We start from the raw sequence: 16,076 nt of genomic DNA, 5'->3' as shown, positions 1-16,076 counted from the left end.
AGAGTAAAGCTGAGTGTTCATGAATTTTCAAAGGTTAGAACTTCTTGTCTATAGCTGAGGGCTAGGTTTCTGATTTTAACTTATTAGTTAAAGGATGAGGCAATGGGGAAATCCCGCTTAGGATAGATCGGTGTCTAATTGGATGAAAGTTACTTCTAAAGGTGGCAGCATTTCGAATGATAAGGAATGTGTAAGCATGAACGAGAAGCGGCAGGGCTGGTACACCGTATGTGGCAATCTATTAATGCGCCGAGATAGAGGGAAACTCTTAGCCATTGAAGATGATTCTAAGAAATGAATGTAGGGAGTTCTGATTTCATACCTTAATTGGGAACTTGCAGGAAACTTCTTGAGATACTAAAGTATCAGCATTCTATGCCATGAATTAAGAATCTGAATTAAAAAAACAAAGCTATAATCCATAAGTAGAAAAAGTTCTTTTTCAAAGGAGAAGTAGCTTTGATTAATCAATAGAATAGCAGAAATATAAGGACAATCTTATTTTAAGAGTGTCCTTTTTCTGTATTCCAGTTTAGTTAAAGAATTGACTTTGCTGTAATGCAGAAAAACGGGAGGAGATTATGAGTAGAGAAGAGTATACCAAATTAAGTAAGAGAGTTAGTGAAGAAAAGAAAAAGGAGGAGGAGAACTTCAAAAAGCAGCGACAACTTACATTGAAGAGAAAAGAGGAATTTTACATTTCATTGATTGATTTGACAAAAGTACAACGAATTAGAAAACAACCTATGTTTAAAAGTTTTGTGTGTGGATTTGTAGCAATAATTGTGCTGGCATTATGTTATTTATTTTTAAATAATTTTAAATTTAGTTTTGAATTACTGATGCTGTTAGTAGTTTCGGGTGCCATGTTGGTAGGAATGACAGAATTTATTGAGGATAGTTGGGTTTTAACCGATGAAGAAATACGCAGAGCATTGAAAATGATTTATAAAGACCTAGATAAATATGAATAAGAAGAGAGGAGAAGTAAATGAGTATTTTAAGTCTATTAAAAAAGAAAAGCGAGGAAGAAATAATGGAAGAGTTGGAGGCAATCATTTGTAAAGGAAGAGCGGCAGGGATTGTTAGTGTGTTAATGATTGATGAAAAAGAATCAGAAACTGCTGACGGTGTAACTTTTGATTTAGAGAAATTTATTATTGACCAGCTACAATTTTTGAAAGTTAGAAGTATGTTTTGTTCAGATGAACATTTAAAAGATAACACCGAAGCTATGGTGAAATTGCTGGAAGGTCTTATCGAGTACAGGCGATTGGAAAAAGAGGGCTATTCTGATGAAAAGTAACGAAATGGATTTCTCATTTGAATGGTCAGAACTTAGAGAACGTGGAGTAGTAATCGAGGCATGTTCAAAAGAGGAAGCGATCAAGAAATTTTTATCAGGACAATATTTTGAGGATGATGTAGTTACTTCTAATGATTACAGGGTTTCAAGAACACTGTTTGTTGATGGAGAGGAAGTTGAGGAATAAATGTTGAAAAAAGAATTTGTTGAAGGATTTGTTAGAGAAATTAGAAATCAGGTAAAAATTCTTGATTAAGCAACCACTCGACACTAAGAAAGGAAGTAGGTAATGAATAGGACTATTGAGAGAAAAAAAGAGGTTCTGATTGAAAAAATTAGAGAAATGAATGCTGAAAATGCTGATGATGTAGTTGCAACAGTTCGATATGAGATTGAGCAAATAAGATTTGAAATATACGAAGAAAGTAATGAAGAATAGCAACCACTCCCCACAACAGAAAGAGAGGATGGTATGAATGGATAGCAATTCATTTGAAAGTATCATAAGAGACTTAGAGCAATCAGAAGATTTAGGGGATGTAAATGCTTGTAAAAATAGTCTCATTGAATTGTATGAAGAAATGGAAGCAATACTTTTTGATATATGTAATGAAGATGGAAGTAATCAATTAAAAATTTTCAAAGAAAGATACTTTCCAACAGATTATAGTGAAATGATGAAACTGTTTGTAAAGTAGCAACCACTCCACACTAAGAAAGGAAGGTTTGAATGGAAGAAGAAATTGAAGTGTTGAAAAATGTTTTATCAAGGTATGGATTAGATAAAAATTATTATGCTGAAGAACTGCTTAAAGAAAAAGAGGTTGCAATACCATCGTTTCTTATTGAAGAAGAAGGGCTAAGCTGCTTCCCATTTATAGCAGATATTAATGGAAAAACCGTTTATCATGCTACGTTAAGTCCGAATCAACGTTTTATTTTTATAGAGTAGCAACCACTCCACACTGAGAAAGGATGAATAACATGTACGGAATACGATGTAATGTTGATGGATTAAGAGGTTTTGTTACAGGTAGCTTTATTCATCAGGGAAATAGATATGTTTCTGTTACGAGGATTGATTCAGGAAAAAGAAGTGTATTAGGTTTTCCTAACATCCACAAAATTAAGGTATATAAATCAGAAAAAACGGCTGCGAATGCAATAAGAGATTATGAGAATGCATTTAAAGAGGATTTTGAAGTAGTAAAGTTTACAGATAAAGAGCTGAGAACACTTGAAAGATGTAAAAAAAATAACAAGCAATAAGTGGAGGACAAAATAATTTCACGAATAGTTAAAGAGTGAAAAAACTTATCTAATGGGGTTTAAAGTGTGCCCTCCACCTAGACCAATTATAATTCGCATACTTCTATATGTAAAGTATATATTTCTCTAAGGTTGAAGTAGCTACTTTGGAATTACTAGAATATGTAAACTGAAAAATAAATAACATGAAAGGAAAAATTATGGAAACAAGAATGTTGAGTAGTGGTGAAGGGATGAAATTGTTAAAAGAATATGCAAGAAAAGAACGAATGAAAGTAGTTCTGTTGAAAGATTTCTTTAAGGCTCAGGCAATAGAGAAACAAACAGAACAAATTACTTTCATTCGTTTTTTTAAAGAAAGCAAAGAAGTTGCTTTGGAATACATACGGATTAATGGAAAACTTTATTATCAAGTAAAAATTTAGGAGGAAAAAAGATGGCAAGAGATAGACGACCGACTAGAAGGATGAAAGAACGTATTGCACGAGAAAAAATTGGAAATCAATATTTGAATCCATCAAAATGGCTTGTAAGAAATTTGAGTAATGGAAGGATGATAATTGTTCATAAAAAATCAAAAAAGGAAAAAGAATTAGTGTATGAAGGGATTTAGAAAAACGTGAAGGAAAAATTAGAAAAAATTCAAGAAAAGTATCGGGGGTTTTTAATTAAGAAATTTCAGGTGTATAGGTGCTGGCAAAGCTACGATTACTTTGTAGAACATTATAAATATCTCTATGATCGCATGAGTGATTTTTATATGGAGTATTTTTTATCCTATAAAAAAATCATGCTGACTGATACGGATATAGAAAAAATCTTTAGTCAGCTTTTAGAAAAGCTAGTAAGAATTTGTGAGAAAAAAATGAATAGAGATTTTGAAAAGCAAGTAATCATTACTGATGAAATAGTGACAGAAAAATAAGAAGAGAAGAGGAAAAGAATATGGCAATTTTAGATTCAGAATTACAGTTGGATAATTTTTGGGAGACATTAGAGAACGAATTTTTCCAAAAGGTAGATAGTCAACTCCATCGATTTAGTTTGAATGTGGATGAAAATGAAAGTGAAATTCATGAATTAAAACAAAAAATTGGTGAAAGAATGATGAAACAATCCGCTGTAGCAACAGATTTATTTTTTGATGAGGCTGGAGTTTTAGATAGCTTGAGAGTAGAAAAAATCTTCTTTGCTCGTGAACGATACTATAAAGAAGAGGTTGAAAAATTTGTTGCAAAGAAAATACTTAACTGGAATTGATTTTTAATTAAAAGTATAAGATAATTTCCATTTAGGGTAAATAGGAGGAAAGAAAATGAAATTAAGTGATAAAGTAAAATCGTTATCAAAAAAACAAAAAGCAGTTATTATTTCTGGTATTGCTTTAATCATTGTTGCATGTGGTGCTGGCTATAAGGTTTATGCAGATAACCAATACCAAAAAGAAACTACATTAGCATTAGAATTATTAGGAATGAAAGAAAAAGAATTAAAAGCAATTTATAATGATTCGAATAATTTGTTCAGCAAGGATAAATCAGATTTTTTAACAAAAGATGTAGATGAAAAAACGATAACCACGCTGGAAGAAAGATTAATAAGTATTGAGAAGGAATATGAAGGAGTTTCAGTTCCACGAGGTATTCAAAAAGATACTGCTTTAGATTATAAAGGTATGAGTGAAGAATTATTATCCAAAGCAGAAAAAACATTAAGTGCTAAAAAACAGGTTAATATGCTTTTTGAAAAGGAAGCAATCATTGGTGATGAAGTTGATAAAAATCTTCCTATTAAAAATGATTTATCAACTAAGAATTTAGAAAATATTGAAGAATCTTTTTATGTAAAAGAAACAAAATCAGAATTTGAAAAAGCAACAAATGAATTGATTGATACTGCTAAAAATCAAGTAAAACAAATTGAAACTGCTAAAGTGGCAGTAGAAAAAGTGTATAAGGATAAAGTAATTTCTACTGACCAAAAATTGTATGATTTTGCAAAAAAAGAAGTGGATAAAATTAAGAATCAGAAAAGTAAAAAAAGCTTAGACGAAAAATTGGATAAAGTAAAAAAAGAAATTAGCGCTAAGAAAAAATCAGATGAAGAGAAGAAAGAATCTGTAGATAGTAATAGTACAGAAGTAACAGCAGAAGATAAAAATGAAGAAGTAGCGAATGAACAGGCAGCAGCTCAAACAAATACTGAGGCCAATTTTAATGAGGGACAACAAAATACACCAGCACAAGATTATAATTCGGCTGGTGGTGGTTCTGCGGCTTCTAACAGCAATGCTGGAGTTCCAGTTCAAGGTGGCAACTCGCAAACTGGAGGAACACCCACAACACCAGCTCAACCTGATCCAACACCAACGCCTACACCCGATCCAACACCTCAGCCTACAGTAAAATATCAAGGTTGGGTGGAAGATGAGAATGGAGGCTACTATACTTCTCCAGTTTATTCTTCACAAGAAGAGGCGATAGCGTGGGTGAATGCAAAGAGACGAGAACTATTACAAAATAATCTTTTAGGAAGTAGCGGCGGAATATCTGCTGTATACGGATAAAATCATAGTACATCAGACAGCTTAAAAAAGGCTGTCTTTTTTTTATACACAAAATATGGAGGTGAGCGTGAATTGGTTATGTATCAACCAAGAGCTAGAAGTGATTTTACTGGTTATTCCTGCAAAGAAATAGTGTAGGTTTAATAAATAAAATATCTGAATAATTGTAAAGCAATAGTTGAGATTAAAATAAGAGAGGAAGTTTTTAGTGAAAAGTAATCTGAAAAAGAAATTGAAGAAAATTGGAGTTGGAGCAGCATTATTAAGCATTATCGCTCCAATGCTAATGAATAGTTCACAAGCATTAGCAGAAGTTGTGTCTAGTAACAATTACGTTTCTGAATGGAAATTAGTTACTGATAATGACGGATATTTGGGGTTTGTGAATATCAATGGTCAAAAAGTGGGAATTATTCCGCAGGGAGTGGTAAAGGATAGCTCTCTGGAAATTCCAGATGATGTGAATGGCAATCTTTGGGCTTGTTTACAACCTCTGTTGAAAAATTCAGTAGGTACACCAACAAATGTTTATGATAATCCTTCCGATATTGGACTAAGTGTCAATTTAAATAGAATGCTTAGAATGATTAATGCGTATGGATTTACAAATAATTCTGTTGGAAAAAAATATAGTGATGTTGGGGTTTTATCTGACTTCGCTTATATGAATGCGGCAATGTATCTTTATGAAAATGATTTAGCTAATCATGCTGGGGTTCATATTGACAATGTTTTAGGTATAAATGAAATTCCAGATCATTTGAATTTAATGAAACTCTCTGAGGCGGAGGTTTATACTCTTTTGAAAGGCTATGCTCCATATGGTCTTTCAGCAGCACTATCTTCTGCTCGCAGTCAGGATGAATGGGCAAAAGCCACTGCAAAAGCTATGAAAGAAGGAAACAAAGAGGATTTAACCAATAGTCCGATGGATACCCTTACTAAGGGGCAAACAGTAACAAGTAAATCCAGTAGATATTTAAATGGAGAAAATTCTATTGCAGTGAGTGATACTAATGGAGTAAATGGTACTGTAAAAGATGGAAAAATTGAAGTGAAGCTGGATGATAGTGCTGACTTGGTAAGTCTTCATAATAAGGTGGTTACTTTTACAGCATTAACTGATGTACTTTTACCTCAAACTAGAGCTGGGATTCCACCAGTAAATCCTGGAGGAGAGATTGGCTCTGGAACATTGATTTCTAAATCTCAATTTACAGATAGCACACAGAAAATGGGGATTTGGAGTGACCCTCCCTTTGTAAAATATCAAGTAAAAATTATTGGAACAGGCGAAGTGAAAATTACTAAAACAGATGAAAAAACTGGTGAGCTGGTTCCTAATACTGAATTTGAGGTGAAGGAAGTTGAATCAGGTAAAGTTCATGCTACCAAAACTAATGAGAAAGGCGAGGCTGTTATTGACGGTATTATTCATGATACGAAAGTTGATGTAACAGAAAAATTTGTACCTGCTCCATATGTTTTAGCAACAAACAATACGAAATCGGTTATCATTCAAGCTGGTAAAACGGCAACTGTAGAATTTAAAAACGAAAAGGCTACTGGAAAGAGTACGTTAACAAAACAGGATAAAACGACAGAATCTAGTACACCTTTAAACCCTAACTATCCTTTAGCGAATGCTAAATATGGCTTTTTTAAAGAGGATGGTACTATGTTGGAAGAATTTACGTTGAGCAAAGATTTAACTGCTATGCTTGATAAATTAGATTTAGGAGTTTATTACTGGCAAGAAACAGTTGCTCCTACAGGTTATGTCTTAGATCAAACAAAGCATTTTGTAGAATTAACTTATAAAGACCAGCACACAGCAGTTGTTGTTGATAATGCTTTAAGTAATGATGATGTAATTCGAATGAATTTGGACGGACAAAAGCTAATCCAAAATGAAACCAATGAAATCTTTAAAAATGGTGTAGAATTTACATTAACTAACTTGCGTACAAAAGAAAAAACAGTAGCTACTACTGCTACTGTAGATGATAAAAAAGGATACTTTGATTTTTCTGATTTACCGCTTGATAATTATTTGCTGGAAGAAACAAAAGGCATTGAGGGCTATAAAGACATTGATCCAATTGAAATTAGTCATACCTATGATAAAAAATCTGATTCTTTCGTTTTCACTGTTAAAGACCAAAAATCTGGAAATATTCTTTCCGAAGAAACACTTACACAACTTGAATTATCTCAGGGAGAAAATGTTGATTTGGGAACATATACTTTGAAAGATAAAGCTGTTCTTGTCGAAAAACCAAAAGTTGGTATGAGTACACAAGCACATATTGGTGATGGAAAGACAAACACGTTCACATGGGGTGATAATATCACTTTCTATGATGATTTAAAGATTACTCATGAAAATATCCCTGTGGGAACAGAAAGAGCTTATGAAGCCATTCTAGTTGCTGTGTATCAAGATGGTACTCAAAAAGATGTCTGGAGTTCTGGAAAAGTAGATTATAAAGTTACTGATAAGGAAATTACTGAAAAAGTAATTGCTGAGTACGATTATAAGAAAGACCCGCAAGGAACAACTTATTTCTGGAAAGAATATGGATTTAACAAACCTACTGAAAAGGAATATGAAAAAGATGTTGAACACAATATCGATGGCAAAGACAAAAATCAAGGGTTTTTGTTGGCAGTAAACGAGACACCTAAAAATGAAGAGCCAGCAGCTACAAAAGGTTCTTTCCCTAACACTGGTGAACAAGTAGGAAAGACATTAACAATCATCGGATTGGCATTGCTTGCTGGAGTTGGCTGTGGCGTGTATCTGCTATATAAGAAAAAGAAACAACAAACACCAACTAAATAATTGAAAGTATTTCGCTATGGAATGCTTATTTTTTTATGCCTAGAGATTCGCTTCTCTAGGCATTCTTATTATCTTAATAATCAAGAATAAAATTGGAAAGAAGGAATAAAACTATGGCAACATTAAAAAAACCTGTAATAAAAGACGAGGCTTTAAAAAATACAAAGGCAAATGGAAGAGTTGAGCAGCGGACGATGACCATTGAGGGAAAAAGTATGATGGTTAAAATTTACTCATTAAGAAATCCGCAATTTGGTGCATTCGAGCTAATTGTACCAGCACGATCTGGAGTAACAGTACAACCTAATCAAGAAGTAGAAATTATTAATCCTAGTTTACATTCGGTTGGAAGAGTAAATTCTTCCCAATATACAAGTTCTAGTGGTAGGCGTGAAACGGATTATGTTGGATTTGTAGAGCGTAGTGTTTTTGCAGATGGTTTGAAAATGAAGGGGGAAAAATAATATGTCATCAATTAAGGTAGATGGAAATGATATTACATCATTAATCAATTTTGAAGAAACTTTTGGGAAATTGACTTTTCTGGAGCAAATCTCTGATCAAGAAGAACGTGGAGAAGATGGTGAACGAGGCGTAGCTAAAGCCGTTCGCTTTGAGTTTTTATCAGAAAAACAAGGAGCAGAATTTCGAGCGAAAATTAGCTTAGAGGATAATCCGATGGTGGATCTGTCTCAGCTAAAAATGGATGATGAAATTGAGCTGGTTGAGCCGAAAGTATTTGAACGGAATATGAATAATGGGCAAATGCCAAACATGGTTGTTACTATTGAAGCGCTGGATGTTAAGAAGAAAGGTGCAACTAGACCAGTTACAGGACAAAGTGACGAATCAAAAAATAAAAAATAATTAGTTAAAATAGGCGGTTAGTTTTCAAAGGCTAGTCGCTTTTTGTATGTAAAAAAATATGACTTTAAAGAAAGGGCGTATATTTTTAGTGGAGGAGGAATTAGTATCTAAAAAACTTAGAAAACTTGGTTTTGCTGTTTTAGAAACAAATGGTGCAGAACTGTATTTGTTAGAAACACCTTATTATTTTTTAGTGATTGAGGAGGTATTTGGAAAGTATAGCTTTATTAAATATTCGTTCAACTCAGGAAAAAAAGAAACCCGAATTGTTAAATTGTACTTTGATAATTACAGTGAGAAATCTATGTTGAGACGTGTTGGTTCATATATTCGTTTTATGATAGAAAACAAATATTTAAAAACAAGCAATAGAGAAATACTTGAATTTGCTAGAGAAATTAGTGAAACAAAAATATTTGTATAGAGAGGATTGATTCAGTGAGTGTTGAAATGGAGCTGGAAGTAAAAATGTTAGAAAAGGAGATATTAAAAACAGAAAGGAAATTAGTAATTATATGTGAAAGACTTCGGTTTTATGAAAGAGCAGCTAAGGGGGGACTGAAAAAAAGAATTTATATGTGTTTGTATAATTTGATTCCTGTAATAATGTCTGGTTTTATTATGTTTGTAGTTGGCTTAATGATTTATAGAGAGTGGGATTATTTTCTTTTTCACCCAGCTTTTTTAGCTAGTGAGATTGTTGCTGCTCTCATTTTGGTGGTATGTAATAGTATGTTAGTTGATTTTTCAGATAAATCGTTGCTGAATAATATTATAGTAAGAAAAAAGGAAATAATATGTTTGGAAAACGATTTGAAAAAAATTATGATTAGAAGAAAATTTTTGCTGGAGAAAAACATGAGGGAAATTCAAGCTAATATAGATTATGCTTACCCAAATTTTAAAAGTAAATGCCATGATTTAAAAATACTACCAGAATTTTTTAAGGAAGCATTATTAGGAGTAAAACCGTTTGAAATTAGAAAGAATGATCGAAATTTTGAGAAGGGTGATTTTGTAAAATTACATGAATTTGATGGAACAAATTTCACTGGAAGATTTATTTTTGGTCAAATTATGTATGTGACTCCTTTTAGTCAAAAAAATGATAATGTTGTTTTTTCATATGAACAGATAATGGTGGAAGAATGCTATGAATAAGTTAATTGTATATCGTGGAAAACGAATACGAATGTTTCATAGAAAATTACTCTTTAAGTATGGGATTGCTATTTGTATACCATTTTTCATTATGTTGGGCGTGTACCACTTTTTTGTTACCTATCCTCTGGTGGAGAAAATGGAAAGCTCGTTTTCGGTACAGCCATTTATTTTACCAGTTCTAATAACTGTTGCTGTAATAAGCTGTAGTATCTTTTTAGCTTTTTATATCATCCGCTCTTCTCAACTGAGGGGCGGTTTTTTTAATAGGCAGTATAAAAAACAACAGCTTGCTGAATACTTAGATGATAATGATTTAATTATCAGAAAAACAAAAAAAACTGAGAAAGGACAAAAAGAAGTAAGGAAATTTCCGAAGATTTATTATCGAGCGAATGGCGATACAGATGAATTTACTTTTAAAATTGGAAATAAATTTCAGGATAAGTTTCTACAAATTGGTAGACCACTAGAAGATATGTATTTAGCTGATTTGACAGCTGTAAAACGTGAGCAAGGGTATGTAACCTTTTGTTACTTAATTGATGTTCAAAGCAAGCGAATCAAATTTGAAGAGCTTGCTGCTGGAGACGGTAAAGTACAATTTATGAAAGGTGTATGGTGGGAGTACGATTCCTTGCCACATATGCTGATTACTGGGGGTACTGGAGGGGGAAAGACGTATTTTATTTACTCCTTGATTGCTGCGCTAGGTAAAGAAGGTCGTGTTCATATTTCTGATCCTAAAAATGCAGATTTGGCGGATTTAGCAAATTTTAAAGCATTTAAGGGTTTAGTAGTAAGTGATAAAAAAGAAATTTTTAAGCAAATGCAAGAAGCAGTTGAATTAATGGATAAGCGGTTTTTATACATGAAAAAGCAACCCAATTACACCATTGGTAAAAATTATAGATATTATGGGATGAAACCAGAATTTTTTATAGTTGATGAATGGGCTGCTTTTATCTCTGTTTTGGATAAATTTGGGAGAGATGAGAACGCCTGTACAGAAGAAAAATTGTATGAAAGTATATCGCCTTTAGTTCTGAAAGCACGTCAAGCTGGTGTGTTTTTTATTTTAGCGACTCAAAAGGCTGGTACTGATGTAATTCGGTCAGCAATTAGAGACAATTTAATGTGTAAAGTTTCACTGGGAAGGCTATCTGAGCAAGGCTATATTATGACATTTGGTGATGATAACAAAAATAAATCATTCATAAATAAGTATGGTGTTCATGGACGTGGGTATATTGATGTAGGTGCTGGGGTGCCGCAAGAGTTTTATTCTCCACTAGTAGACCCTAAATTTGATTTTGTTGAGTATTTTAAAAATATGCCTGCAATGCCTTATACAGATGTATCGGATGTTGAAGTAACTGAGGAAGATATTGAGATACTTGAAGAGGTTTATGGAGATAATTTTATTGAATCGGAAAAAGAGGAAATTGCTAAAAAATCAGAAGAACAAAGATTAGAACAGGCGAAAGAAAAAAATGAAAAAGCAGAAGAACTCATGGAAGCTGCTGGTTTTTCATATACAGATCAAGTGAAGATGAGACAAAAGGAAGTGGTTTGATGGAGTATTATACTATCAAAGAAATTTGTAAAAAGTTGCGAATAAAAGAGCGTACCCTTCGTAGCTGGATAAAAAAAATTGAAGAGAGAACAGAGTTTAGATTTTCTCGAAAAATTAATATGAGAAATCCGCATTTTATTCATGGAAATCCGGTGCCGCAACTCATGTTTGATGATGACGATTTTTATTTATTAGAAGAGCTACATTCAAATAGACAACAAGAAGCGAATTTAACGGAAGCGATTGATAGATTGTTTTTGTTAGAAGAGGATTACAATAAACGATATCCATTAAGTAATAGAGGATAAAAAAATGAAGAAATGACATTTTTAAGAAAGCTTATGAGGAATATAGTATGAAAAAGAACAATAAAAAAATTATCAAAAAAGTAAAAGGTTTGTTGGCTATCGCAAAAGATGAGAAAAATGATGAGGAAAGTCAATCTGCTTTTATTTTAGCTCAGAAACTTATGATTCAATATGAAATTGATAAAAGCGAAGTAGAAGATTATGAGCTTTCCAATGAATCGAGTGAAATCAATGAAGAATCTGTCACGATATACAAACGTCTTTATTGGTGGGAACGTTCTTTGGCTCGGATTATTGCTAAAAATTTTAGAGTTAAACATTACTTAAATAGTAAATATATTGGTAAACAAAGAAAACGGCGCATAATTTTTTATGGATTTGGTAGAGACCTGGAGCTTGCAAAAGAAATGTATATTCTTGCATATGATGTGGTTTTATATCATAGTAAAATCTTTATTGATGAATACTATAGAACACAATTGGAATCAAGAAGTAGGTATATGACAGAAAGTATTAAATCTAGTTATATCAGAGGTTTTTTAAATGGTCTATCGGATCGCTTTGATGAACAAGTAGCTATACTGAGAGAATCATTTGAAGTTTTAGTATTGATTCCAGAAGAAGTAGAAAAATCATTTGTAGTAATGTCTAGCGAATGGGGAAAACCATTAGATTTGGTTTTGCCACCAGTTGAAGTGGTTCAGGCTTATCAGCAGGGATTCAATGATGGGAAAAAAATTGATTTTACTAAAAGTACAATTTCGATATGAACACGAATGTGTCTGCATGTGAACTGCACGTGTATTTTGTGGCAGCTTTAGCTGTCGCCACAGAAAAATGCACGTGTAGTTTGCTTGCAAGATACACGAAGTGAATGTGAGTGGCGGAGCCACTCACATTTTCCCAGCACCCCGTTTGGTAATACGGGGTGCAGAAAAACCAAAATGAATAACAAAAAACGTCTGGAAAGCTTGCGGTAAAGCGAAAATGACGTAGTTAAAAGATACGGACAAAAGTAGCAAATTTGTCCGTATCGGTTAGGAGTGAATTATTGACTGGTGAAGAATTAAAGAAAGTTCGTAAGCGATTGGGTTATTCCCTACGAAAATTTAGTGAGAAGGTTGGTGTTTCAAAATCCACTCTATCTGATTGTGAAAAAGGAAAATTTAATCTATCTGAGGAAAAGGTAAATCAAATAAAAATAGCTATCGGTTTGCCTGTTAAATTTGGACACCAACTTCATGTTCATTGGGATTATCTTAAATTTACTTTTTTTGATAGTAGCATTGAAATAATTTTAGAACATGTATTAAAGATTCCTGTTAAGTATTTTGTTATAGAGCAGTCTAGGAAAAATAATTATGAAAGAAAATATTCGTGTGGTCATATTGTTATTTTTGATCGAATGTCTGATAGTCGTCAAGGAATACTGCTTGATTTGACTGGTCAAGGGGTATACGAATTTGAGCAGCATTTAGAAGGAATGGGTTTGAATTATAGAGAATGGTTTCGAAAGATACTTAATCCTAACTGGTATAGTTCACGTGGATATTATTCAAGAATACATTCTACTCGAACAGATATTGCGATTGATGAGATGTATGATCCAATCAATGGAAATTTTAATCTGCATGAATTGAAAAAAAGAAGAGATAGGGATTTAATTCAAAGTGATTTTCGGGTTTATCGAGAACAAGAAAAAAAGTTTAATGCTGAAAGCGGCGGATTGACTTTGTACTATGGTGCTCGTGGTGGAAACATGTTCGTTCGTTTTTATGAAAAGCGATATGAATTAGCTGATAAACTTCGAACAACTGTAGATGATGTATTGCAGGAATATGGTATCTGGAATCGATATGAATTAGAACTCGGAAAAGATGTGAATGAACAAATTTTTGATTCTTATTTGGCTGGAGAAGATTTGGATGAAATAGCTATTAATTTATTGCTTTCCAAATTTGAAGTTTATGATGAGAAACTTAATGAAAGTGGAAGTATAGAGCGAACTTATTATGAAGAATTTTATCAAATTTTTGGTTCTTGGAAGTCAGTAAAGATAAATAGTAAACAAGAAGAATCAAGTTTAGAAAAAAGTCTTCGCTGGATAGAATTACAAGTCATACCAACTTTGAGAATGATTGAGCTTGTTTTTGGTAAAGATCGATTTCGAAAATGGCTATTTAAAGCATTGGATAATGTTGAACTATCAGAAAAACAAAAGAAGCAAGTGCTTTATGAACGAATGATTGAGGATAAGGGGTTGAATGAATGAGTATTCTGAGATTGGCTGGTCAATTTTATTTTAATAACCATACAGAATTATTTGGTGAAGATGTGGAGGACTTCTGGGTACTTCTTCATACGAAATATGGAAATCGTATTAGAGATGGAACGATTGTAGAAGCAGCGGAAAATATGGGTATAAAAACAATTCTGGTAGAAACATGGTTAGATAAAAATTGTGATATATTTTTTGAAAAAATTCCTTTGGTCGATGATCAAGGGAATTTTTATTTGTATCAAAAAGAAGAGCTGGATGGATGGTATTACAACTATGTTTATTGTAAAACACTTGATATTCTAGTTCCCAAAATTCAAGAGCAGCAAAATAATTATAGATATTTTGTAAATACTTTAAAAAAACAAGGCTGGGAAATGTCCGCTTTGTTTGAAAGTAATCTGATTAATAGGGGGATTTTTTTAGCTAGGTATAGAGATATGGAAAAAAGGATTCCTTATGATTTTATGAAAAAACTGAATATAAGAATGGGGTGAAACGGAAATGGTAGGATGTGTACCTTTTTGTGAATTAAAAAAACAAGTGAAATTTGGTGTTTTTCAAAAGATAAAGAATGTAGATTCTAATGTAGAATTTCATGTATTTGAATCAGTGTATGAGCGAAGCGATGTAGTTGATTTTATGAGAAGAGATACCTTTTTGAATTATCAAGAAGGAGAAGTGCCAGCAAGCCGATTTGATTTTTTAAAAGAAACCTGGGTATCTCAACTGTATCCGCAACTTAAACTAGAATTAAGATTGTAAGGAGTGTAAACATGTCAAAAAATGAAAAATTAAAAAAGATATTTGATTTAGCGACTGAACTTGATTGTGAGCCTGTAATGTTTGAGGAAGAAAATTTTATAGAAGTTAAACCACGTGTGGGCTACGACTTAGAACGGATTCAAGGTGTTGCAGATAAAGAAAGTGTTCAACTGAAAGTTAATCATATGTATTTACAGGAGTTGGAGGAGAGTGATAAAGAATTAAGCAACCTTTGTACGATTTTAAATATTGGTGGGATTGCTTACGAGATGGTAGGAATAAATAAAAAAATTCTCAAATATCGTATCGTCATTTTTCCAGCTTCTCCAACTATCGAAAATGCACTAAAAAATGATTTAAAGAAATTTGAGAAGGTTGAAGTGATTTTTGAGAAAGGAGCTATTCAGGCAGCTGGAGATGAGGGGGCTACTGAGGATGGTTCGGAACGTGGTGAGCGGTTAGGACAAAAAAAGAAACTGGTCAAGGTTTTGAATAGCTGGGGAGTGGAATATCAAGTGATTGATGTTGAGACGGTAGAAATTTATCCAACAACTCATGACTTGACTAAAAAAATTCAAAACCAATTAAGGGAATATCCATTATTGAATTTAGTATTCAAGAAAGATAAATATGTAAAGGTTCCGATGAGTAGATCAGAAAAAACGGAGATACTTAAAGATTTAGCTGCTAAATTTAAAAAATATGGCAATGGTTATTTAGAAATGAAAAATCCTTTTACTATCATTGCATACGCCAAAAGTGAAAAACTAGCTGAAACTTATAGAAAAATGTTTTCTGAATACTGGTACAAGTATGTAGAAGTTGATGGTGAGATTAAGACTTTGAAAATGGACGTTGAGCCGCTGTATAAAAATGGAGACATGTTTAGTATAGAAGAATGGTCATTGATTAAATCTAAAGCAGAAGCGATTTGTGAAAATTTACAAGACGTAGATTTAGTTTTTAATTCTGTTGGTGAAGTAGTTATTAAAGCAGAAAAATTTGAAAAAGTAAAAGGGCTGTTTTATTTAAAAAATTATCATGATAGAAAATTAGTTGCAGATAATGATAAAGGATTTGTGTATACAAAAATTGAGTTTGATCTAAAAAAATAAATTGAAAAGATGGGCCCATT

24 protein-coding genes are annotated in these 16,076 nt (G+C 32.7%); all 24 read left to right on the top strand.

Annotated elements, in window-relative coordinates; all coding sequences use genetic code 11:
- The first annotated feature begins 581 nt into the window (after positions 1-581).
- Positions 582-974, top strand: a complete 393-nt coding sequence (locus ACYSNQ_RS13025) for a hypothetical protein (RefSeq protein WP_426084007.1) — start codon at positions 582-584, stop codon at positions 972-974.
- Between the two features lie 17 nt (positions 975-991).
- Positions 992-1,306, top strand: a complete 315-nt coding sequence (locus tag ACYSNQ_RS13020) for a hypothetical protein (RefSeq protein ID WP_426084006.1) — start codon at positions 992-994, stop codon at positions 1,304-1,306.
- A complete protein-coding gene (locus ACYSNQ_RS13015) occupies positions 1,296-1,493 on the top strand; it encodes a hypothetical protein (protein ID WP_426084005.1) in 198 nt (65 codons plus the stop codon). Before ACYSNQ_RS13020 ends, ACYSNQ_RS13015 begins: the two co-directional genes overlap by 11 nt.
- Before the next feature lie 102 nt (positions 1,494-1,595).
- Positions 1,596-1,745 carry a hypothetical protein gene (locus ACYSNQ_RS13010; protein WP_426084004.1) on the top strand — a complete coding sequence of 50 codons (150 nt, stop codon included), beginning with the start codon at positions 1,596-1,598 and terminating at the stop codon, positions 1,743-1,745.
- Positions 1,746-1,782: 37 nt separating this feature from the next.
- Positions 1,783-2,004: a hypothetical protein gene (locus ACYSNQ_RS13005; protein WP_426084003.1), complete on the top strand. Its 222-nt coding sequence runs from the start codon at positions 1,783-1,785 to the stop codon at positions 2,002-2,004.
- Between the two features lie 32 nt (positions 2,005-2,036).
- Positions 2,037-2,258, top strand: coding sequence for a hypothetical protein (locus ACYSNQ_RS13000; protein WP_426084002.1), 222 nt, complete (start codon positions 2,037-2,039; stop codon positions 2,256-2,258).
- Between the two features lie 23 nt (positions 2,259-2,281).
- Positions 2,282-2,575 carry a hypothetical protein gene (locus ACYSNQ_RS12995; protein WP_426084001.1) on the top strand — a complete coding sequence of 98 codons (294 nt, stop codon included), beginning with the start codon at positions 2,282-2,284 and terminating at the stop codon, positions 2,573-2,575.
- A gap of 200 nt (positions 2,576-2,775) precedes the next feature.
- A complete protein-coding gene (locus ACYSNQ_RS12990) occupies positions 2,776-3,000 on the top strand; it encodes a hypothetical protein (protein ID WP_426084000.1) in 225 nt (74 codons plus the stop codon).
- A gap of 11 nt (positions 3,001-3,011) precedes the next feature.
- Entirely contained in the window at positions 3,012-3,188 is a 177-nt protein-coding gene (locus ACYSNQ_RS12985) for a DUF6906 family protein (protein WP_426083999.1), read from the top strand.
- 6 nt (positions 3,189-3,194) lie between these two features.
- On the top strand, positions 3,195-3,500 hold the full coding sequence (locus ACYSNQ_RS12980) for a hypothetical protein (RefSeq protein WP_426083998.1): 306 nt from the start codon (positions 3,195-3,197) through the stop codon (positions 3,498-3,500).
- Positions 3,501-3,520: 20 nt separating this feature from the next.
- Positions 3,521-3,835: a hypothetical protein gene (locus ACYSNQ_RS12975; protein WP_426083997.1), complete on the top strand. Its 315-nt coding sequence runs from the start codon at positions 3,521-3,523 to the stop codon at positions 3,833-3,835.
- Between the two features lie 55 nt (positions 3,836-3,890).
- Positions 3,891-5,141, top strand: coding sequence for a hypothetical protein (locus tag ACYSNQ_RS12970; RefSeq protein ID WP_426083996.1), 1,251 nt, complete (start codon positions 3,891-3,893; stop codon positions 5,139-5,141).
- A 208-nt stretch (positions 5,142-5,349) separates the two neighbouring features.
- Positions 5,350-7,986 (top strand): MSCRAMM family protein, encoded by a 2,637-nt coding sequence (locus tag ACYSNQ_RS12965; protein ID WP_426083995.1) that lies wholly within the window; start codon positions 5,350-5,352, stop codon positions 7,984-7,986.
- A 113-nt stretch (positions 7,987-8,099) separates the two neighbouring features.
- On the top strand, positions 8,100-8,450 hold the full coding sequence (locus ACYSNQ_RS12960; protein WP_426083994.1) for a hypothetical protein: 351 nt from the start codon (positions 8,100-8,102) through the stop codon (positions 8,448-8,450).
- Between the two features lies 1 nt (position 8,451).
- Positions 8,452-8,853, top strand: coding sequence for a DUF961 family protein (locus tag ACYSNQ_RS12955; protein WP_426083993.1), 402 nt, complete (start codon positions 8,452-8,454; stop codon positions 8,851-8,853).
- A gap of 88 nt (positions 8,854-8,941) precedes the next feature.
- A complete protein-coding gene (locus ACYSNQ_RS12950) occupies positions 8,942-9,277 on the top strand; it encodes a hypothetical protein (protein ID WP_426083992.1) in 336 nt (111 codons plus the stop codon).
- A 14-nt stretch (positions 9,278-9,291) separates the two neighbouring features.
- A complete protein-coding gene (locus tag ACYSNQ_RS12945; RefSeq protein ID WP_426083991.1) occupies positions 9,292-10,014 on the top strand; it encodes a DUF3850 domain-containing protein in 723 nt (240 codons plus the stop codon).
- The gene (locus ACYSNQ_RS12940) at positions 10,007-11,590 is read left to right on the top strand and encodes an FtsK/SpoIIIE domain-containing protein (protein ID WP_426083990.1); all 1,584 of its coding nucleotides are present in this window, start codon (positions 10,007-10,009) and stop codon (positions 11,588-11,590) included. Before ACYSNQ_RS12945 ends, ACYSNQ_RS12940 begins: the two co-directional genes overlap by 8 nt.
- Complete coding sequence (locus ACYSNQ_RS12935) at positions 11,590-11,898, top strand: hypothetical protein (RefSeq protein WP_426083989.1); 309 nt, start codon at positions 11,590-11,592, stop codon at positions 11,896-11,898. The genes ACYSNQ_RS12940 and ACYSNQ_RS12935 overlap by 1 nt, the downstream gene beginning before the upstream one ends.
- A gap of 47 nt (positions 11,899-11,945) precedes the next feature.
- A complete protein-coding gene (locus tag ACYSNQ_RS12930) occupies positions 11,946-12,668 on the top strand; it encodes a DUF2786 domain-containing protein (RefSeq protein ID WP_426083988.1) in 723 nt (240 codons plus the stop codon).
- A 281-nt stretch (positions 12,669-12,949) separates the two neighbouring features.
- Positions 12,950-14,170 (top strand): replication initiation factor domain-containing protein, encoded by a 1,221-nt coding sequence (locus ACYSNQ_RS12925; protein ID WP_426083987.1) that lies wholly within the window; start codon positions 12,950-12,952, stop codon positions 14,168-14,170.
- Positions 14,171-14,181: 11 nt separating this feature from the next.
- The gene (locus ACYSNQ_RS12920) at positions 14,182-14,673 is read left to right on the top strand and encodes a hypothetical protein (protein ID WP_426083986.1); all 492 of its coding nucleotides are present in this window, start codon (positions 14,182-14,184) and stop codon (positions 14,671-14,673) included.
- Positions 14,674-14,680: 7 nt separating this feature from the next.
- A complete protein-coding gene (locus ACYSNQ_RS12915; protein WP_426083985.1) occupies positions 14,681-14,941 on the top strand; it encodes a hypothetical protein in 261 nt (86 codons plus the stop codon).
- 11 nt (positions 14,942-14,952) lie between these two features.
- Positions 14,953-16,056: a hypothetical protein gene (locus tag ACYSNQ_RS12910; protein WP_426083984.1), complete on the top strand. Its 1,104-nt coding sequence runs from the start codon at positions 14,953-14,955 to the stop codon at positions 16,054-16,056.
- The last annotated feature ends 20 nt before the right edge of the window (positions 16,057-16,076 follow it).

This window comes from Enterococcus sp. LJL51 (assembly GCF_054871795.1).
This window is presented reverse-complemented; position numbering and strand designations above follow the sequence as displayed.